Genomic DNA, 17,516 nt, shown 5'->3' with positions numbered 1-17,516 from the left:
CGGCAGCCGTCCTAGAGTTGCAACCCTAGGCGCACCTACCCGCGATGGGAATATACAAAGCGGCATCGCAGGTGTGGATTGTCCGCGGCGCTGGTCTAGCCTGCGCGGAACAGGGGAGGAAAGACCGTATCCGGCTCCGGCTTCGGCCAGGATCGGCGGACAAGACCGTCCTTGACCGGGGACGGCGCCGAAAAGCGCGCGGAGGCGCGGTCGGCTTTCCCGGAATGGGCGCGCGCGGGGCCTCGGGGCGACGTCACGGGCCGGGCGGCCCAAGCCGAGCCAGCGCCGCCTCAATCTTGGGGATCCACTGTCGCCGCCGGTGATCCAACCGATCCGCCTCCGCCAGCGGCCGTAATATGGCCAGCGCCGCTTCCAACTCTGCCCGCCCCTCGGCACCGCGCAATTCCCCAAGACGCAAGAGCGGCACGACGGAGGCCAGACGTGCCTGGATGTCGCCGGGGTTCCGCCGTAGCGCAGCTTGGTAGATGTCCAGCGCCTGCGCGAAGCTCTCGGCCGCTTCTGCCCGGCGCCCCTCACGCACCTGCACATCGCCGATCTTTTCCAGTGAGACGGAGAGGTCGCGCTGCCATTCGGCATTCGCTGGGTCGGCGCGCGCGAGGCGCTCGCGCATGGCGCGGCTGTCCTGGAAGCGGGCGAGCGCGGCGGTGAGGTCGCCCTGCGCCATCTGCACCTCGCCTATCCTGTCCAGCGACAAGGAGAGGTCGTGCTGCCATCCGGCATTCGCCGGGTCTGCGCGCGCGAGGCGGTCGCTTATGGAGAGGCCGTCCTGAAAGCTGGCGAGCGCGGCGGTGAGGTCGCCCTGCGCCACCCGCACCTCGCCGATCCTGTCCAGGGAGACGGAGAGGTCGCGCTGCCATCCGGCATTCGCCGGGTCTGCGCGCGCGAGGCGCTCGCGGATGGCGCGGCTGTCCTGGAAGCGGGCGAGCGCGGCGGTGAGGTCGCCCTGCGCCACCTGCACCTCGCCGATCCTTTCCAGCGACAAGGAGAGGTCGCGCTGCCATCCGGCATGGGCCGGTTCGGCCCGCGCGAGTCGCTCGCGTATAGCGCGGCTGTCCTGGAAGCTGGCGAGCGCGGCGGTGAGGTCGCCTTGCGCCACCTGCACATCGCCGATCTTGTTCAATGAGACTGAGAGATCGCGCTGCCATTCGGCATTCGCCGGGTCTGCGCGCATCAGGTGCTCGCCGATGGCGCGGCTGTCCTGGAAGCTGGCGAGCGCGGCGGTGAGGTCGCCCTGCGCCACCTGCACATCGCCGATCTTGTTCAGTGAGACGGAGAGGTCGCGCTGCCATTCGACATTCGCCGGGTCAGCGCGCGCGAGGCGCTCGGCGATGGCGTGGCTGTTCTGGAAGCTGGCGAGTGCGGCGGTGAGGTTGCCCTGCGCTACCTGGACATCGCCGATTCTGTCCAGGGAGACGGAGAGGTCGCGCTGCCATCCGGCATGGGCCGGGTCGGCGCGGGCGATACGCTCGAAGATGGCGCGGCTGTCCTGGAAGCTGGCGAGCGCGGCGGTGAGATCGCCCTGCGCCACCTGCACATCGCCGATCTTGTTTAGTGAAACGGAGAGGTCGCGCTGCCATTCGGCATTTACCGGGTCGGCCCGCACGAGTCGCTCGCGTATGGTGCGGCTGTCCTGGAAGCTAGCGAGCGCGGCGGTGAGGTCTCCCTGCGCCACCTGCACATCGCCGATCTTGTTCAGTGAGATGGAGAGGTCGCGCTGCCATCCGGCACGGGTCGGGTCGGCGCGTGCGAGGCGCCCACGTATTGTGCTGCTGCCCTGGAAGCTGGCGAGCGCGGCGGTGAGGTCGCCCTGCGCCACCTGTACATCGCCAATCCTGTCCAGGGAGACGGAGAGGTCGCGCTGCCATTCGACATGAGACGGGTCGGCTTGCGCGAGGTGCTGGGTGATGGCGCGGCTGTCCTGGAAGCTGGCGAGCGCGGCGGTAAGGTCGCCCTGCGCCACCTGCATATCGCCGGTCTTGATGAGGGAGACTGAGAGGTCGCGCTGCAACGCGGCATGGGCCGGCTCGGCGCCCGCGAGGCGTTCGACGATGGCAAGGTCCGCCTGGAAGCTGGCGAGCGCGGCGGAGAGGTCGCCCTGCGCCACCTGCACATCGCCGATCCTGTTCAGCGCGGCCGCTTCATCGCGTCCGCCGGCTTCCACCCGCCGCGCAGCGGCCAGCGCGGCACGGAAGGTGGTCAGCGCCGCCGTCAGGTCGCCGGTCGTCACCTGCAGATCGCCCAGGTCGATCCAGTGCCACACCTCGTCCGGCGCGAGGTCCAGCAGTTGCCACAGCGTCGTCTTGGCGGCGTCGTAGTCATAGGTCAGCCGCTGGATCGCCGCCTTCTCGGCCAGTAGCGGCAGGATCCGCTGGCGGCGGGCGGCTTCCTCCTCGGCGAGCTTGTCTGACAGCGTGGCCAGCGAGCCCGCCGTGTCGAGCCGGCCCAGCTTGGCGCGCGCGGTGCTGAGCGTGGCGGCAATGTCGCCGCCGTCATTGGTAGGCGGCAGAGGGTCCGCCGCGCGCGCGCGCGCCGCTACAAACAACGCCTTCAGCCGTGCGGGCAGTTCGGCCACCGGCGTATCCGCGACCCAGGGCTGCTCCAGCGCCTCGGCGAGTTCCGCCCGACTAATGCCGACCTCCCGCGCCGCCGGCGCGGCGGCGATGCGTTCAACGTGCCGCCGGATCGCCGTGGCCGGGATCGCGAAGGCCTCCTGCAAAGTGCTCTTGCGATCGTTCACCCCGAGTTCGGACAGGCTCAGGATCGCCGCCAGTTGCTGCCCACCGCGCTTGAAGATCGGCGATCCGCTTGAACCGCGGACGAACCAGTAGCCCTGCTCCCGCATACCCGAGAATTGTCTTCGCCCGTCCGCGCCGATCCGCTTGCGCAGCGTGCCATCCACGGTCACTTCCAGCCACGGATCGCCGCCATCGTCGCGCGGGCGTGCGACCATCGCCTGCGCTTCCGCGTCGCCAGTCTCGAATCGGTCATGCATCGCTAGTTGCAGCGCTGGGACGCCACTCGGGATCGATTCCGCCCGCAGAAGTACGAGATCGATGGGTGGTCCGGATGTCGCCATGCAGGGGTCAGCCAGTTCCAGCCGTGTCCGAACGCGCTGGTCGCCATCCCGCCGATGGGCGAACTCGGCGACCGCTTCACAGCCCTCCGCCGTCGCATCGGCCCAGACATGACGGCAGGTCACGATATGGCTGCCCTCGATCAGCACGCCGCAGCCCACGAAGCCGCTGCGCGCGCCGGTGGCATGGATTAGGATGAGGGCTGCCTCGGTCATTACGGTAGGAGAGTCGAATGTCGGCACGCATGCAAGTGGAACTGCCGGACGGACGGCGCTTGTTCATTGGTGGCGGCGGAACAACGACCGGCATGGGGGAAGTCAGTGTCGGCGGCCGTGTCGCCGCGGCCAGCGCGGAGGTATTCGAGAAGGGCCTGTCGACCCTGGCGGACCTGTTTGGAATGCTGGATTCGGCCGTCAGCCGCCTGCCGAAGCGGCCCGACACGATCGAAATGGAGTTCCGCGCCAAGATCACGGGCGAATGCGATCTCTGGGTCGTCTCTGGCGAGGGCGAGGCGGAGTTCACCGTGAAGGTGACATGGGGCGCGAAATAGCGCCGATCTCCGCCACGAGCCCCACCCGCGCTACGCCGCTGAGCCTGCGCCTGTTCTACCGCAGCCCGGTGAAGCGCACTGGTGGGGCGGGTGGCACGCGGGGGCGATCCTCCAGCCGCACACCGGTCACCTGCCAGCGCGGCGCCAGGCCCTCACCGGTCAGTTCGATGCGCAGCGCCATGGGCGCGACGCCGCCGCCGAGTGGCATCTCGAAACGGGTCAGGCCGGTGGGCAGGGTGCTGCGCAGAGCCTCCCCCGCCGCCCCGGGGCGTATGCCGCGGGCGCGTGCCACCTCGGCCAGGGCGGTGGGGGCGGCCCAGGCCTCGGTCATTTCGGCGGTCATGGCGCGCAGGAAGGCGCGCGCATCCGGGCCATGACCCTCGCCCTGCGAGGCCTCCAGCGCCTGGCGCATGGTGGCCTGAAGCGCGGGGGCGTCCACATGGCGCGCCATTTCCGCGTGATCCCGGCCATCGATGGCATGGACCAACTGCCAGGCCGTGACATAGGGCGCGCTGAACCAGGCCACGATGAGGACCGGCAGCAACGCCAGGATGGTGCGGGCGCTGCGGCCCCGCAGGCTGGGGCGGGCGGTCGGATTCGGGGCGGCGTCGAAGCTCGGCCGGGGTGGCAGGGGGGTGGGCGATGGGGTCGCGGGCAGTGCGGGCGGGTTGCGGCGGTCATATTCCGCCCAAACCTCGTCCCAATCCGCCATCGCGCTGCTTTGCCGTGCGCTCACGTCACGCCTCACTCGGAATAGTTGTGTTGCCGGCTCTTCCAGCAGCAAAGACAACCTTAAGTTGCGTCGCAACCCGCAATGCGTCCTCTAGCGGGGGGTATGGGTGGCGGCTTCGCCAACCGTGACCGTTGCTCCGCGAGAGAGGTGCCTGTGGTTCCGTCTCCGCGGTCGGAGAATGGCGCCCGAGTTATGGGAAAAAGATTAATGGGAGATAGGGTTTCGTCGTTTTTCTGAGACTGTGCGCGATTTCCCGCGCTCCCACCCAAAAGAACGCCTGGGCCGACCCGTCCGGGCGACGCGTATCAACAGATCGTGAATCCGGACCTGGCGGGCCCCGCCTCAGCGGAAGCCGGCCCCCACCAGCGGCGCCAGCGCCTGTTCCAGCCGCCCCATCGCCAGGCCAAGCGCCATCGTCACGGCCTGCGCCATGGCCGGTGCCTCCGCATCCGGCGCCAGCGGCGCCACCGCGCCAACCTCCAGCGTCTCGATGACGCGGGAGGAAAGCCGTTCCTCCCGCAGCAGCAGACCCGACAGGCCGGCGCGGGCCTGGCCGGCACTGGGCACCGCCTCCAGCATCGTCAACTGCATCTCCAGCACCAGGTCCGCATCGGCGCGGCTGCCCTGCGGGATGACGGCGGTGAACAGGCCGGAGGCCTGGAGCCAGGCGCGCAGCGCCGAATCGGCCAGGTCGGAGGGCGGGGCGAGCCATTGCTCATAGGTCAGGATCTCATAGGACCCATCCGGCCGCAGCCGGCGCAGCCCGAGATCCTGCAGGCCGGGCACCGCCCGCACCCGCCGCACCAGCAGCACCGGCGCGCGCGGTGCCGCGCCGCGGGCATTCGGCCGCTGGGGGTTCAGCGGATAGCGCCGGACCGGCACATTGGGCCGGTCCGGCAGGATGGAGCAGCCGGCCGCCAGCAAGGGCAGGGCGGCCAAAAGGGCGCGGCGGTTCATCGGCGGCGATCCGGCGTCGGGGGCGCGCCGAACAACAATTGCGAGGGGGAGGATCGCAGCTGTTCGGCGGTGGCCCGCAGGTTGGCGGTGGTGGCGCGCAGGTCGATCAGGATGGGCAGCAGTTCCGCCTGCACATCCACCGTCGTCTCCCGCGCCGCGCGCATGGTCCGTTCCATCCCCTCCACCGCGCCGGGCAGGCGTTGCGCCACCCGGCGCAGCTCCGCCGCGGCGCCGGCGGCGTTCGCCATGGCGCCGCGCAGTTCGGGGCCGCCCAGCACCGCGCGTGCATCGGTGGCGGCGGCACGGAACTCGCCCACGGCGCCGGCCAGGTCGCCGTCCTGCACGGCCGCGCGCAGCAGCGCCATGGTGGTCGCGGCCTCACGCAGGATCTGCGCGAGGTCGCCCTCGCCGGTCTGCCGGTTCAGGTTGGAGAGCAGGCCGGCCACGTCCTGGGTGATCTGGTCCACCGGGATGTCGGCCAGGCGCTGCATCAGCGCCTCCGCCGCATTGGTCACCTGGGCGACGGTGGAGGGGATGCCTGGAATGACCGCATAGCGCGGCTGCCAGGGCGGGGCGATGACGGGGAAGCGCTGGGCCTGGACGAAGTCCAGCTCCAGGTAGTTCACCCCGGTGATGCCCTGGGCGGTGATCCGCGCCCGCAACCCGCGCCGCACCGCCTCGGCCAGGTCGGGCGTCTCCCCCACCTGGCTCAGGTCGAGCGCGAAGCGCAGGAACACCCGCTGGAACCCGGCGGAATAGGAAATGCCCTCCGCCCGCGGATACTCCGCCGCCACCAGCCCGATCTGCGTCACCCGCCCGATCGCCACGCCGCGATAGCGCACCGGCGCGCCGACATCGAGGCCCTGCACCGACTCGTCGAAATAGCTTTCGAACACCTGGGTCGCCTGCAACCCGCGCCCGCCGGCCAGGAACAGCACGAAGCCGATCGCCAGCACGACGCCGACGATGACCAGCGCGCCGACCCGGGCATAGAGTGTCTTGGAACTGGCCATCACAAGGCCTCCCGTAGGAAGAAGGCCCGGACGGTCGGGTGGGTGCCGTGGTCGCGCAGCTCGCGCGGGTCGCCTTCGGCGATCATCCCCTTGGCCTCCTTGTCCAGCATGATGCAGCGGTCGCCGATGGCCAGGATGGAGGCCAGTTCATGCGTCACCACCACAAAGGTTGTCCCCAATGAACGCGACAGGTCGCGGATCAGCGCATCCAGCCCCGCCGAGGTGATCGGATCGAGCCCGGCGGAGGGTTCGTCCAGGAACAGGATGGGCGGATCGAGCGCCAGCGCCCGGGCGATGCCGGCGCGCTTCAGCATGCCGCCCGAGATCTCGGAGGGAAGCTGGTCGGCGGCCGCCGACAGCCCGACCAGGCCGAGCTTGGCCCGCGCCACCTCCCGCCGCGCCTCGGCCGGCAGGGTGGTGTGCTCGGCCAGTGGCATCTCGACATTCTCCAGCAGGGTCTGCGACCCGAACATGGCGCCTTGCTGCCACATCACCCCGATGCGCTTCAGCAGGTCGAGCCGCGCCGCGCCCTCCGTCGCCCAGATGTCGGTGTCCAGGATATCCACCTTGCCCTCGGCCGGCGGCACCAGGCCGATCATCAGCTTCAGCAGGGTGGACTTGCCGCAGCCGGAGCCGCCGAGGATGACGAAGACCTCGCCGCGCTTCACCTCGAAGCTGACATGGCGGAACAGGGTGTTGGTGCCGAAGCGCGCGGTCAGGTCGGTGGCGGTGATGACCGGGGGGCCGAAGACCGGCTTGGTCTTTTCCGGCAGGCGCTGGGTTTCGCTCACAGGCCCAGCCTTTCGAACAGCACGGCGAAGGCGCCGTCCAGCAGCACGATGGCGACGATGCCGCCCACCACCGCGGCCGTCGCCGCATCGCCGACCGCGCGCGGCCCACGCCCGGCGCCCAGCCCCGCGCGGCAGCCGATGATGGCGATCGCCAGGCCGAAGACCGCCGCCTTGAACAGCCCGCCCAGCAGGTCCTTCAGGCTGACGAAGTTGATGAGCTGCTGCGCCACCGTGGTCATCTGGAAACCCAGGATGCGCATGATGAGCGCCATGCCCGCCAGCCCGGCCAGCGTCAGCACCAGCGACAGCACCGGCATCACCAGCATCCCCGCCAGCACCCGGGGCAGCACCAGCAGCGCCATCGGATCGATGCCCATGATGCGCAAGGCCGCCACTTCCTCATTCACGCTCATCGTGCCGAGCTCGGCGGCATAGGCGGAGCCGGTCCGCCCGGCCAGTACCACGCCGGCCATCAGCGGCCCCAGCTCCCGCAGCAGGGAGATTCCGACCAGGCTGGGCACGAAGATCTCCGCGCCGAACTGGCGCAGCGGGATCGCCGACTGGAAGGCCAGGATCACGCCGAGCAGCGCGCCCAGCAGCGTCGCCAGCCCGAAGGCGCGGGTGCCGGCCTCGTCCAGGTGGCGCAGCAATTCACGCCCGCGCAGCCGCCAGGGGCGGATCAGCGTGCCCAGCGCGACCACCAGCACCTCCCCCAGGAAGGCGAGCCAGTCCACCGCATTGCGCAGCGCATTCACCACCCGCCGGCCGACGCCGGACAGGGGGGAGAAGCGGTAGGGCACGGTCTTGGGGCGGGGGGCGGCCAGCGCGTCCCGCACCCGGTCCAGCACGGCCACCACGCCGGGGCTGGCGCCCTCGATGCGGGCGCCCTCGGTGGCGCCCTGGGCGGTCAGCAGCAGGGTGGCGCCGGTGGTGTCCACCGCCTCCACCTCCGCCAGGTCGAGCACCAAGGGCGGGCCGGGCTTGCGCGCCTCCGCCATCAGCTTCGTCCAGAGCGCTGCCGCCGCCATCGTGTCGACGCGGCCGGACAGCGCCAGGATGCGCGCGCCGTCAGCCTCCCGCAGTGTCAAGCTTTCGGCCAGAACCCTGTCTCCATTCCGCACACCCAGACCCGGCCAATCTGCCGCATCGGGGCTTAGAGCATGATGACCGAAGGTGCGAAGGCACCGAAGGTCTGAATCATGCGATCAAACAAAAGGTTAGAGCGTGGAGCGTGAACGAATTTCACGCACCAGGCTCTAACGCCGTTGCCGCCAAGTCGGTTGCATCTTGCCTCAGCCGAGGGCGGCCAGGGCGGCGGCTGCCGCGGCTTCGCCGGCATACCAGGCCCCGGCAACGGTGCCGGCGAGGCGCGTATGGCAGGCCTCCCCGGCCAGGCAGAGCCGCCCGCCCGCCATGGGTGCGGCCAGAATCTGCCGTGCGCCGGCCCGGCCCACCCGGGCATAGCTATACACGCCGCGCGCCCAGGGGTCGCGTTGCCAGGCGGTGACGATCGGATCGAAATGTAACGCGGCGGCGGCCCGGGCGCCGAAGCGCAGGGCCACCTCCGCCCGCATGAAGGCCTCCAGCGCCGCATCGCCCTCCGCCTCCAGCGCTGCCGCGATGTCGCCGCCGACATGGCAGGCCAGCAGGTCGCGGCCGAAGGGGCGGGCGGAGATGGCGACCAGCGGCTCCCCGGGCGCCACCTGCCGGTCGATCGAGCTGAAGGGCGGCAGGCCGAGCGCCGTGGCGCCCCGGAAGCCCACCTTGGCGACGCTGCCCAGCGGCAGGTCGGCCGCCGCCTGAAGGACCTCCGCCGGCAGCGGCGGGTCGAAGCGGATGGTCTCCGCCGCGATCAGGCTGGTGGGCAGGGTGGCGATCACGGCGCCGGCGCGGATGGTGCCGAACACGCCCTCCGCCACCGCCTGCCGCCCACCCCAGTCCAGGCGGGTGACCGGCGCCGAGAGCCGGATCGGCAGCCCCTCCGCCAGCCGCGCCAGCAGCGTGCCGAGGCCGTCCTCCACCATCCGGTTGCCGCCATCCAGCGCATTGGCGGTGAAATCCGCCAGGCTGATGCGCCCGGGCGGGGCGGCGGAGATGATATCGGCCTGCCAGGCGCTGACTGTGGCATCCCAGGCGCCGCCCTGGGGCAGGGCCTCCGCCAGGCTGCAATCGCCGGGCTGGGCGGCGCGGGCGGCGAGCGCCGCCGTGGCGCGGTCCCAGGCCTCGCCGTAATCCGCCTGCTCCGCCGGGGTGGCGGGACGGTCGCCGACGAAGCTGAATTCCCGGCGCAGCGCGTCGGAATCGGCCAGCGCCATGCCGAGCGACCCGGCCAGGGCCACCAGCGGATTGTCCTCCGCATTATGCAGCCAGGCGGCGCCATGGTCGAAGGGCAGGCCAAGCCGATGGTCGGTGAGCACGCGGCCGCCGGGCCGGTCCCGCGCTTCCAGCACCAGCACGCTGCGCCCGGCCGCCAGCACGGCCCGCGCGGCGGCGATGCCGGCGGCGCCGGCACCGATCACCAGCACGTCGGGCTCCGAGGGAAGGCGCATCACCTGAACCGCCGCTACCCCGCCAGGGCGTGGAGCAGCACGGCGGCGGCGACCGAGACGTTCAGGCTTTCCACCTTGCCGCTGCCGGGCAGGGTGACCCGATGGGTGCAGGCGGCGGCGGTCAGGCCGGGCAGGCCCAGCTCCTCATTCCCCAGCGCCAGCACGAAGGGCTTGTTGCGCGGCAGGTCCTGCGGCGCCATGCCGCCGGCGGCAACCGCCGCCACGGTGGTGAAGCGGGGGGCGAGGGCGCGCAGGGAGACGGAGGGATTGGGCAGGCGCAGGACGGAAAGATGCTCCAGCCCGCCTTCCGCGATGCGATAGGCGGCATCCGAAAGCCCGGCCTGGCGCGGATCATCCGACAGCAGCATGCCGGTGCAGCCGAAGAAGGCGGCGGAACGGGCGATGGCGCCGAGATTGTGCGGATTGCCGATGCCATCCAGCAGCGGCAGCACCTTCGCGCCCAGCAAGGCCTGGGGGAAGGGACCTCCGCCAAGCTCCGCCACCGGGCGCGGCACGGCGATGGCCACCACGCCGCCATGGTGTTCGGTGCGGGCGATGCGCACCAGCTCCTCCGGCGTCACTTCGCGGTAGGGGCGGCGGCCGCGGGCCATGACGGCGCAGATCGGCCCGACCTCCCGCCGCCGGCTGGCGGTGTAGAACAGGCGCAGCACATCGTCCGGACGCGTCGCGAAGGCCGCGATGGCCGCCGCCGGGCCGCAGAGCCGGTCGAGGTCCGAATCCCGCCAGCCGCGTTCCGGCATCTGGCCGCGGCGATCCTCCGGCCCCTTGTTCAGGCGTCCGTCGTAACCGCCGCCTGTGGCATCGTCTGACCCAGAAATCTCGCACCCTCCTCGCGCACCGCCGCGGCGGCATCATCATACAGGAACGGCAGGAAGGCGTATCGCCGTCCGCGCGTCACCGGGCGGGCCTCATGCAGCAAGGAGCAGGAAAACACCACAGCCCCGCCGCGAGGTGCCAGATAGGTGCGGGGACCGAATTCGGGGAAATTCAGGTCTCCGCCCTCGAAATCCCCACCGGGACGGCCATCGTTCAAATTGATGGTGACGGCGAAGCGGCGATGCGCGGTGGCCTTGGTGGTGTTGTCCCGATGCGCCCGGAAGAAGCCCTTCTCGGCCGCGTCGTAGCAGGCAACGACATAGCGTTCGAGGCGGGTGACCTCATACTGGAAGGCGCGGCGGATTTCCGGGATCAGCCGGGCGTTCAGCCGGGCGCGGATCTGCGCCTTCAGCGCCTCATCCTGCAGGAAGGCGTCCTTGCGGCGCTTATGGCTGGAATCCATCACACCGATGGTGCGGCCGTCCACGTCCCGCATGAAGCCGCTCTCGCCACCGCCGATCGCCTCATATTCCGCGATCAGGCGCTGGCAGAAACCGGGTTCGAAGACGCGCGGCAGCACCAGCACCGGGGCCACCAGCGGCACCCCGGCATGGTCGCCGGGCGGCGGCACGGCCGCGAGCGTGGCCATCGCCTCCTCACCCTGCTCCAGCGACCAGACGCCGAAGACGCGCAGCATCGGGTCCAGCAGCACCCAGCCGGGCGATAGCGTGCCATCCGGCGCGACGGCGCGGAAGGCGCGGCGGGCGCTGCCGTCATCGTCCCACAGCACCCGGCGGCCCGGGCCATCCGTCATGCGGCCGGCCGCCTCATCCGCCGGATCGGTGCCCAGGATGAACAGGTAGGCATGCGTCTGGTCCAGCAGATGGGCATGGGGGGCGACCATGGCGGCAAGACGCCCCGCCAGCCCCGGCGTTTCAAAGCTGCCCGGGATCAGCACCATCAGCCAGCGCCCGGCCGTGGTGTCGAAGGCGAAGCGGGGGTTCACGGCGGAGCGGGCGTGGAAGGGCGGAATGGGCTCCCCGAGGGAGAGGGCCGGGCTCGGCATCGCAGGCTCCGTCGTAATCATTGCAGTTAGTTCAGGAATGCTTTTGGCATGACGGGCGCGGCCGGCGCTACCCGGCCTTGGACGCCAGGTCCTGAAGCTGGGCCAGCAGCGGCGCCGGCACCTCCACCCCCTCGGCCGCCGCGCGGGCGGCGAGGCTGGCGCGGCGGCTGCCGGGCAGGCGCACGCCGGGGTCGCCCTGCATGGCGGCGAGCAGGAATTCCAGCCGTTCCGCAAAACCCTCCGCCCCGCCCAGCGCGCCGGGGTCGATGGCCAGCAGGGCATGGCCGAGGCGGGGGCGGTTGCCTTCCTCGGCGAAGAAGCTGTCGGCCTCGAAGCCGAAGGCGGCGCCGGTCAAAGCGCAGCACAGCAGTTCCACCACCAGGGCCAGCAGCGCACCCTTGGTGCCGCCCATGGCCAGCATGGCCCCATCCAGCGCCGCCTGCGGGTCGGTGGTCGGGTTGCCATCGGCGTCCAGCGCCCAGCCGAGAGGGATTTTCTTCCCCGCCTTGGCCGCCAGCATGATCTTGCCGCGCGCCACCTCCGACAGCGCCATGTCGATCACCAGCGGGTCGGCACCCTGGTGGCCCCCTTGGCGCGGGAAGGCGGCGGCGACGGGGTTGGTGCCCATCAGCGGCCGCCTGCCGCCCGGCACCGGCATGGCGGCCGGGGAATTGGTGAAGGCCAGCGCCACCAGGCCCTGCCGTGCCAGCGCCGCCACCGTCAGCCCCATGGCGCCGGCATGGTTGCTGTTGGTGACGCCGATGAAGGCGACGCCCTGCGCCCGCGCCCGCCTTGCGGCTTCCGCCACCGCCAGGTCCAGCGCGGGATAGGCGAGGCCATGCCCGGCATCGATCAGCGCCGCCCCGCCGCGCTGCGCCACCACCATGGGCACCGCCGCGCCATCGGCCCGGCCGCCGGCGAGGAAGCCGGCATATTGCGGCACCCGCGACAGGCCGTGCCCGCCTTGGCCCTCCGCCTCCGCCGCCACCAGCGCGGCGGCGGTCAGCCGCGCCATCTCGGCATTGGCGCCGGCCGCCGAAAGCGCGGCGGCGGCGAGGGTCTGGGCGTCAGCCAGGCTCAGTCGGGGCATGGGGCATCATCCGGTGGTTTCACGCATCGGGCTTGATCCCGGCCTCGGTGACAAGGGAGGCCCAGCGATCCGTTTCCCGCCGCACGAATTCCGTGGACCGCGCCCGGTCCCAGCCGAGCACCTGGAAGCCGCCATCGCGGGCGCGCTGGCTGGTGGTCGGGTCGTGGATCGCCGCCTGCACGTCGCGTTCCAGCCGCGCCAGGATGGGCTCCGGCACCGCCGCATTGGTCAGCACGGCGGTCCAGTTGGTGACCTCCAGCTCCGGCAGCCCGGCCTCCCGCACCGTTGGCACATCCGGCACCAGCGGGTGGCGCTCCGCGCTGGTCACGGCGAGCGCGCGCAGCCGGCCGCCGCGGATCTGAGCCAGGCATTCCGGCAGGTTGGAGACCATCATGTCCAGGTTCCCGGCGGCGAGATCGGTGACGGAGGGCGCGCCGCCGCGATAGGGCACATGCACGATCCGGTCCCCGGCGCGCGTTACCCGGCGGAACAGCTCCAGCCCCAGATGCGGCGGCGACCCGGTGCCGGAGGTGCCGCCATTCAGCGTCCGCTCCCGCGCCTGCGCCACCAGCCCGGCGAGGTCCCGCGCCGGATTGCGCTCCGCATTCACCACCACCGCGAGCGGCAGGGAGCCGAGCACGGAGATCACCGCGAAATCGCGCCGGAAGTCGTAGGGCGCATTCGGGAACAGCGTGGCGTTCACCGCATGGGTCAGGGTGATAGCCAGCAGCGTATGCCCATCCGGCGCGGCCTTGGCGGCGGCATCGGCGCCGATCAGCGCATTGCCGCCGGCCCGGTTGTCGACCACCACCGGCCGGCCCCAGCCCTCGCCGAGCTTCTGGGCCACCAGCCGCGCCATGATGTCGGTCAGCCCGCCTGGCGGGAAGGGGACGATGTAGCGGCCGTTGCGTTCCGGGAAAGTCTGGGCGCGGACGGGCATCGGCAGCAGGCCAGCGGCGGCGAGGCCGAGCGCGGTGCGGCGTTGGAACATGGATCCTCCCATTGCGTCTTGTTGCGCAGTCGGAGAGTGCCAGGGCCGACCCCTGGATCGCGAGGAAAATCCGGCATCGGCCCGCTTGCGACAGATCAAGGCCGTGCCGCCGGCACCCGGCCTATTCTGCGCGCACGATGCAGACCCAGCCCCCGACGCTCGACACCACGCGGCTCGCCTTGGCGGAGCGTGCGGTGCCCCGCTACACCTCCTACCCCACCGCGCCGCATTTCCATGCCGGCATCGGCGCGACACAGCAGGCCGAGTGGCTCGGCGCGCTGGTGCCGGAGGCGACGCTCTCCCTGTATCTGCACGTGCCCTATTGCGCCGCCATGTGTGCCTATTGCGGCTGCCACACCAAGGTGACGCGGCAACAGGCGCCGATCGACGCCTATATCGCGGCGTTGTTGGCCGAAATCCACCTGATCGCCGCCGCCACGCCGGCACGGCGGGTGACGCATCTCCATTGGGGCGGCGGCACGCCGAGCATGCTGGGCGTGGCGGGGCTGAAGCGCGTGATGGCGGCGATCGCCTGGCATTTCGACCTCGGCGCCGTCACCGAACATGCGATCGAGCTGGACCCGCGCAGCCTGACGCGTGAGCTGGCGGCCTGCCTGGCGCGCATCGGCGTGACCCGGGCGAGCCTCGGCGTGCAGGATTTCAATGCGGATGTGCAGCACGCCATCGGCCGGGTGCAGCCCTTCGATGTGGTGCAGGCCGGCGTCGGCTTCCTGCGCGAGGCCGGCATCGCCGCGATCAATTTCGACCTGATCCACGGCCTGCCGCTTCAGGGCACGGAGGGCCTCGCGCGCAGCATCGCGCTGGCGCATGAATTGCGGCCGGACCGCATCGCCCTGTTCGGCTATGCCCATGTGCCCTGGATGAAGAAGCACCAGCGGCTGATTGATGAATCCGCGCTGCCCGGCGTGGCGGAACGGCTGGAACAGGCGCAGTTGGCGCGGCAGATGTTCTCGGAATTCGGCTATGTGCCGATTGGGCTCGACCACTTCACCCGGCCGGAGGATCCGATGGCACGCGCGGCGCGGGACGGCACGCTGCGGCGCAATTTCCAGGGCTACACCACGGATGTGGCGGATGCGCTGATCGGCCTCGGCGCCTCCTCCATCGGCCGGCTGCCCCAGGGCTTCGCGCAGAACGAGACGGAGATCGGCGCCTGGCGCCGCCGCGTCGAATCCGGCCAGCTCGCCACCGCGCGCGGCCTGGCGGTGACGGCGGAGGATGTGGCGCGTGGCGCGGTGATCGAGCGGCTGATGTGCGATTTCACCGTGCGGCCGCCCGCCGATCTTCTGGCCGATGCCATGCCGGCGCTGCTGCCGCTGCAACAGGCCGGCATCCTGCTGGTGCGCGACGGGGCGGTGACGATGACGGCGGAAGGCGCGCCCTTCCTGCGCCTCGCCGCCGCCGCCTTTGACGCCTGGCTCGGCCAGGCCGGGCGGCATTCGAAGGCGGTTTAGGCGTTTTGTGCCCTCAGTCGTGCCAAGGCACGCCAAAGGCGTGACGGGCGCGGCCTCCGGCCGCTTGGCTCGCCGCACTTGCGGCGGGCCGCATTCGCGGCCTCGGCCTGCCTTGCAGGCCGCAGGTCACCCTGTCTCGAGCGTTGGCAAACCTACGCCGGAAAGCTTCTCTCAAGCTGCTCCAGCATCTTCGCCTCGGCAGGCGAGATGCGGGCGCCGAGGCCGAGGAAGCCGCCGGCGGCTTCCGCGACGCGCCGTGCGCGGCCGATCAGCGTGGCCTTCAGCAATTCCCGCGATTGCGGGTCCATGCCCGGGGCGCTGGCCTGGATATAGGCGGTCCAGGTCTCCAGCAGGCCGGGCGGCGGCGGCGCGGCCAGCCATTGGGTGAAGGACTCATGCGCGGCGCTGCCGGCGGTCACGCCGGATTCCGCCGCGGCCTCCAGCAGCGCCTTGCGCTCCGCCTCGTCCAGCGTGCCATCGGCCCAGGCCACCAGCACCAGCGGCACCAGCGACAGCGCCGCCAATGTCTCCGCCTTCACCCCCGCCGACACCAGCCTGTCGAGCAGCGCCGGTTCGCTGATGCCGGAGGCGGCGGCGAGCCTTTCGCGTTCGGATTGCGCGGCCGTTGCCGCGCGATGGCGTTCCCGCCATGCCGCCGCCTCCTGCGCGAAAAAGGCCTCTTCCAGCGCGCGGCGCCGGTCGTCGAGAAATTCCTGGCTCATTCCATCCTCCTGACAGGGCTTCACGGTCACAACGCATGAGATCGACGCGCGGTCAGTCCCGCCGCAGCACATGGCCCACGGCCACCGCGCCGAGGCCGATCATATGCGCCATCGCATATCTTGCGCGCGGCTGCTGGCGCCCTTCCGCCTCCCCACGCAATTGTCGCACAATCTCCACGATCTGGCCGATGCCGGTGGGGCCGATGGGATGCCCCATGCCGAGCAACCCGCCGGAGGGATTGACCGCGCAGGCCCCGCCGATCTCCCAGGCCCCGTCGCGCAGCCGCCCCGGCGCGGCACCCGGCGGGCAGAGGCCCAGCGCCTCGGCATAGACGATCTCCTCGATGCTGAAGGCATCGTGCAGTTCGACGATGTCGAGTTCCTCCGCCCCGATGCCGGCGGCCCGCAGCGTGTCGAGGCCGGAGCGGCGCACGATCTCCACCATCCCCACCGCGTCGCCCGCGACCGGACCTTCGGAACAGGCGGTTGAGGCGGTGACGCGGATGGCGCGCGCCCGGTCCAGCCCCAGCCGCGCGATGGCCTCCGCGCTGGCGACGATGGCCGCCGCGGCGCCTTCCCCGCGCGGGCAGCATTGCAGCGCGGTGAGGTCGCCCGCGACGGGGGCGGAGGCCAGCACCTGTTCCAGGCTGCGCGGCTTGCGGAACTGCGCGAAGGGGTTGCGCGCGGCATTGCCGTGGTTCTTCACCGCGACGCGCGCCATATCCGCCACCTCCAGCCCATGCGCGTCGCGCCAGTGCCGCGCCAGCAGGGCGAATTCCACCAGGGGTGAATCGGCGGTGGGCGACAGGCGCGGCAGCCCGTCCTTCTCCGCCGCGCGCTGCGCCGTGCCGTGCTTGTCCACGCCGAGCGCCAGCGCGATCTCCGCCTGCCCGCTCGCCACATGCAGGCAGGCCAGGCGGAAGGCAGAGGAGCCGCTGGCGGAGGCGTTCTCCACCTGCACCATCTCGATGCCCGTCGCGCCCATATGGCGCAGCATGACGCGGCCGGCGGCCATGCCGAGGGCGCCCGTGCCGATCATCGCCGCGCCGATATCAGCCCAGCTCAGCCCCGCATCCGCCAGCGCCGCGCGCAGCGCCGTCAGGCCGAGCGTGGGATAGGGCGTGTCGCTGGCGAACTGGTAGCGATGCAGGCCGATGCCAACGACATGCACCGGGCGCAACGTGGCCAGCCCGTTCATGCCGCCACCTTCCGGAAGCGGCAGGCGAGGCCACCCTCCGCCGGCACCAGCACCGCGCGCATCGGCGTGCCGGGCGGCAGCGCGGCCTCGTCCAGCCCTTCCACGAGCCCCTGCACGACCGGGCCTTCCGCCAGGCGCAGCCGCGCCACCAGGACGGGCGGCACCAGCCCGGGCAGCACCGGCTGGTGGATGGCGATGCAGGTCAGCAGGGTGGCGTGGCCGGACAGCGTCACCTCCTCCAGCGCCTCCGCCGGCCGGCCGGTGGTGGTGCAGCCGTAAGGGGAGGGCGGGAAGGTCAGCGCGCCGCTCCCCGGCTCGCGCAGCGCCCGCAGCAGGGCGAAATCCGCCTCTCCGGCGGGGGCGTAGAGGCGGGGCTCCAGCAAATCCAAGGCGTCTCTCCCGGCCGGTCGTGCTGCCGGCATGGGGCAGCATAGCCATGCCGGGCGAGG

The 17,516-nt window shown here is 71.5% G+C and carries 16 protein-coding genes; 2 read left to right on the top strand and 14 right to left on the bottom strand.

Going from position 1 to position 17,516, the window contains the following annotated elements; all coding sequences use genetic code 11:
• Positions 1 to 253: 253 nt before the first annotated feature.
• Positions 254 to 3,310 carry a serine protease gene (locus tag JJQ90_RS06085; protein ID WP_216873545.1) on the bottom strand — a complete coding sequence of 1,019 codons (3,057 nt, stop codon included), beginning with the start codon at positions 3,308 to 3,310 and terminating at the stop codon, positions 254 to 256.
• Between the two features lie 17 nt (positions 3,311 to 3,327).
• Between JJQ90_RS06085 and JJQ90_RS06080 the strand changes: the two genes are divergently transcribed.
• Complete coding sequence (locus JJQ90_RS06080; RefSeq protein ID WP_216873544.1) at positions 3,328 to 3,645, top strand: CU044_2847 family protein; 318 nt, start codon at positions 3,328 to 3,330, stop codon at positions 3,643 to 3,645.
• A gap of 55 nt (positions 3,646 to 3,700) precedes the next feature.
• Here the strand turns inward: JJQ90_RS06080 and JJQ90_RS06075 are convergent, their stop codons facing one another.
• From JJQ90_RS06075 to JJQ90_RS06030, 10 genes are all read right to left on the bottom strand, one after another.
• A complete protein-coding gene (locus JJQ90_RS06075; RefSeq protein WP_377097950.1) occupies positions 3,701 to 4,171 on the bottom strand; it encodes a DUF2939 domain-containing protein in 471 nt (156 codons plus the stop codon).
• Between the two features lie 549 nt (positions 4,172 to 4,720).
• Entirely contained in the window at positions 4,721 to 5,335 is a 615-nt protein-coding gene (locus tag JJQ90_RS06070; protein ID WP_216873542.1) for an ABC-type transport auxiliary lipoprotein family protein, read from the bottom strand.
• Complete coding sequence (locus JJQ90_RS06065) at positions 5,332 to 6,348, bottom strand: MlaD family protein (RefSeq protein ID WP_216873541.1); 1,017 nt, start codon at positions 6,346 to 6,348, stop codon at positions 5,332 to 5,334. Before JJQ90_RS06065 ends, JJQ90_RS06070 begins: the two co-directional genes overlap by 4 nt.
• Complete coding sequence (locus tag JJQ90_RS06060) at positions 6,348 to 7,082, bottom strand: ABC transporter ATP-binding protein (protein ID WP_329959395.1); 735 nt, start codon at positions 7,080 to 7,082, stop codon at positions 6,348 to 6,350. The genes JJQ90_RS06065 and JJQ90_RS06060 overlap by 1 nt, the downstream gene beginning before the upstream one ends.
• Before the next feature lie 53 nt (positions 7,083 to 7,135).
• On the bottom strand, positions 7,136 to 8,227 hold the full coding sequence (locus tag JJQ90_RS06055) for an ABC transporter permease (protein WP_230410349.1): 1,092 nt from the start codon (positions 8,225 to 8,227) through the stop codon (positions 7,136 to 7,138).
• A 204-nt stretch (positions 8,228 to 8,431) separates the two neighbouring features.
• Positions 8,432 to 9,688, bottom strand: coding sequence for a flavin monoamine oxidase family protein (locus JJQ90_RS06050; protein ID WP_216873540.1), 1,257 nt, complete (start codon positions 9,686 to 9,688; stop codon positions 8,432 to 8,434).
• A 14-nt stretch (positions 9,689 to 9,702) separates the two neighbouring features.
• The gene (locus JJQ90_RS06045) at positions 9,703 to 10,449 is read right to left on the bottom strand and encodes a TrmH family RNA methyltransferase (protein WP_216873539.1); all 747 of its coding nucleotides are present in this window, start codon (positions 10,447 to 10,449) and stop codon (positions 9,703 to 9,705) included.
• Positions 10,450 to 10,478: 29 nt separating this feature from the next.
• Entirely contained in the window at positions 10,479 to 11,591 is a 1,113-nt protein-coding gene (locus JJQ90_RS06040) for a 2OG-Fe(II) oxygenase family protein (protein ID WP_216873538.1), read from the bottom strand.
• Positions 11,592 to 11,658: 67 nt separating this feature from the next.
• Positions 11,659 to 12,681: an Ldh family oxidoreductase gene (locus tag JJQ90_RS06035; protein WP_216873537.1), complete on the bottom strand. Its 1,023-nt coding sequence runs from the start codon at positions 12,679 to 12,681 to the stop codon at positions 11,659 to 11,661.
• A gap of 19 nt (positions 12,682 to 12,700) precedes the next feature.
• A complete protein-coding gene (locus JJQ90_RS06030) occupies positions 12,701 to 13,672 on the bottom strand; it encodes a Bug family tripartite tricarboxylate transporter substrate binding protein (protein WP_216873536.1) in 972 nt (323 codons plus the stop codon).
• A gap of 137 nt (positions 13,673 to 13,809) precedes the next feature.
• Here JJQ90_RS06030 and hemN point away from each other — a divergent pair, with 137 nt between their 5' ends.
• Positions 13,810 to 15,147: an oxygen-independent coproporphyrinogen III oxidase gene (gene hemN / locus JJQ90_RS06025; RefSeq protein WP_216873535.1), complete on the top strand. Its 1,338-nt coding sequence runs from the start codon at positions 13,810 to 13,812 to the stop codon at positions 15,145 to 15,147.
• A 152-nt stretch (positions 15,148 to 15,299) separates the two neighbouring features.
• On the opposite strand, the gene JJQ90_RS06020 is transcribed toward hemN, so the two are convergent.
• Genes JJQ90_RS06020 through JJQ90_RS06010 form a run of 3 tightly spaced genes read right to left on the bottom strand, consistent with a single transcriptional unit; the run spans position 15,300 to position 17,456 of the window.
• The gene (locus JJQ90_RS06020; RefSeq protein ID WP_216873534.1) at positions 15,300 to 15,869 is read right to left on the bottom strand and encodes a hypothetical protein; all 570 of its coding nucleotides are present in this window, start codon (positions 15,867 to 15,869) and stop codon (positions 15,300 to 15,302) included.
• Between the two features lie 52 nt (positions 15,870 to 15,921).
• Positions 15,922 to 17,067, bottom strand: a complete 1,146-nt coding sequence (locus tag JJQ90_RS06015; RefSeq protein WP_216873533.1) for a thiolase family protein — start codon at positions 17,065 to 17,067, stop codon at positions 15,922 to 15,924.
• Complete coding sequence (locus tag JJQ90_RS06010) at positions 17,064 to 17,456, bottom strand: Zn-ribbon domain-containing OB-fold protein (RefSeq protein WP_216873532.1); 393 nt, start codon at positions 17,454 to 17,456, stop codon at positions 17,064 to 17,066. Before JJQ90_RS06010 ends, JJQ90_RS06015 begins: the two co-directional genes overlap by 4 nt.
• Positions 17,457 to 17,516: the final 60 nt, after the last annotated feature.

It is taken from the genome of Falsiroseomonas oleicola (genome assembly GCF_019029495.1).
Classification (GTDB): Bacteria; Pseudomonadota; Alphaproteobacteria; order Acetobacterales; family Acetobacteraceae; genus Falsiroseomonas; species Falsiroseomonas oleicola.
Note: the sequence above shows the minus strand (reverse complement) of the source record. Positions and strands in the feature narration are given on the sequence as shown.

Excerpts from the sequence above, each read along its gene's own strand:
- JJQ90_RS06020 (WP_216873534.1), bottom strand. The coding sequence starts at position 15,869 with ATGAGCCAGGAATTTCTCGACGACCGGCGCCGCGCGCTGGAAGAGGCC.
- JJQ90_RS06030 (WP_216873536.1), bottom strand. The coding sequence starts at position 13,672 with ATGTTCCAACGCCGCACCGCGCTCGGCCTCGCCGCCGCTGGCCTGCTG.
- JJQ90_RS06045 (WP_216873539.1), bottom strand. The coding sequence starts at position 10,449 with ATGCCGGAACGCGGCTGGCGGGATTCGGACCTCGACCGGCTCTGCGGC.
- JJQ90_RS06040 (WP_216873538.1), bottom strand. The coding sequence starts at position 11,591 with ATGCCGAGCCCGGCCCTCTCCCTCGGGGAGCCCATTCCGCCCTTCCAC.
- JJQ90_RS06035 (WP_216873537.1), bottom strand. The coding sequence starts at position 12,681 with ATGCCCCGACTGAGCCTGGCTGACGCCCAGACCCTCGCCGCCGCCGCG.
- JJQ90_RS06070 (WP_216873542.1), bottom strand. The coding sequence starts at position 5,335 with ATGAACCGCCGCGCCCTTTTGGCCGCCCTGCCCTTGCTGGCGGCCGGC.
- JJQ90_RS06080 (WP_216873544.1), top strand. The coding sequence starts at position 3,328 with ATGTCGGCACGCATGCAAGTGGAACTGCCGGACGGACGGCGCTTGTTC.
- JJQ90_RS06015 (WP_216873533.1), bottom strand. The coding sequence starts at position 17,067 with ATGAACGGGCTGGCCACGTTGCGCCCGGTGCATGTCGTTGGCATCGGC.
- JJQ90_RS06050 (WP_216873540.1), bottom strand. The coding sequence starts at position 9,688 with ATGCGCCTTCCCTCGGAGCCCGACGTGCTGGTGATCGGTGCCGGCGCC.
- JJQ90_RS06085 (WP_216873545.1), bottom strand. The coding sequence starts at position 3,310 with ATGACCGAGGCAGCCCTCATCCTAATCCATGCCACCGGCGCGCGCAGC.
- JJQ90_RS06065 (WP_216873541.1), bottom strand. The coding sequence starts at position 6,348 with ATGGCCAGTTCCAAGACACTCTATGCCCGGGTCGGCGCGCTGGTCATC.
- hemN (WP_216873535.1), top strand. The coding sequence starts at position 13,810 with ATGCAGACCCAGCCCCCGACGCTCGACACCACGCGGCTCGCCTTGGCG.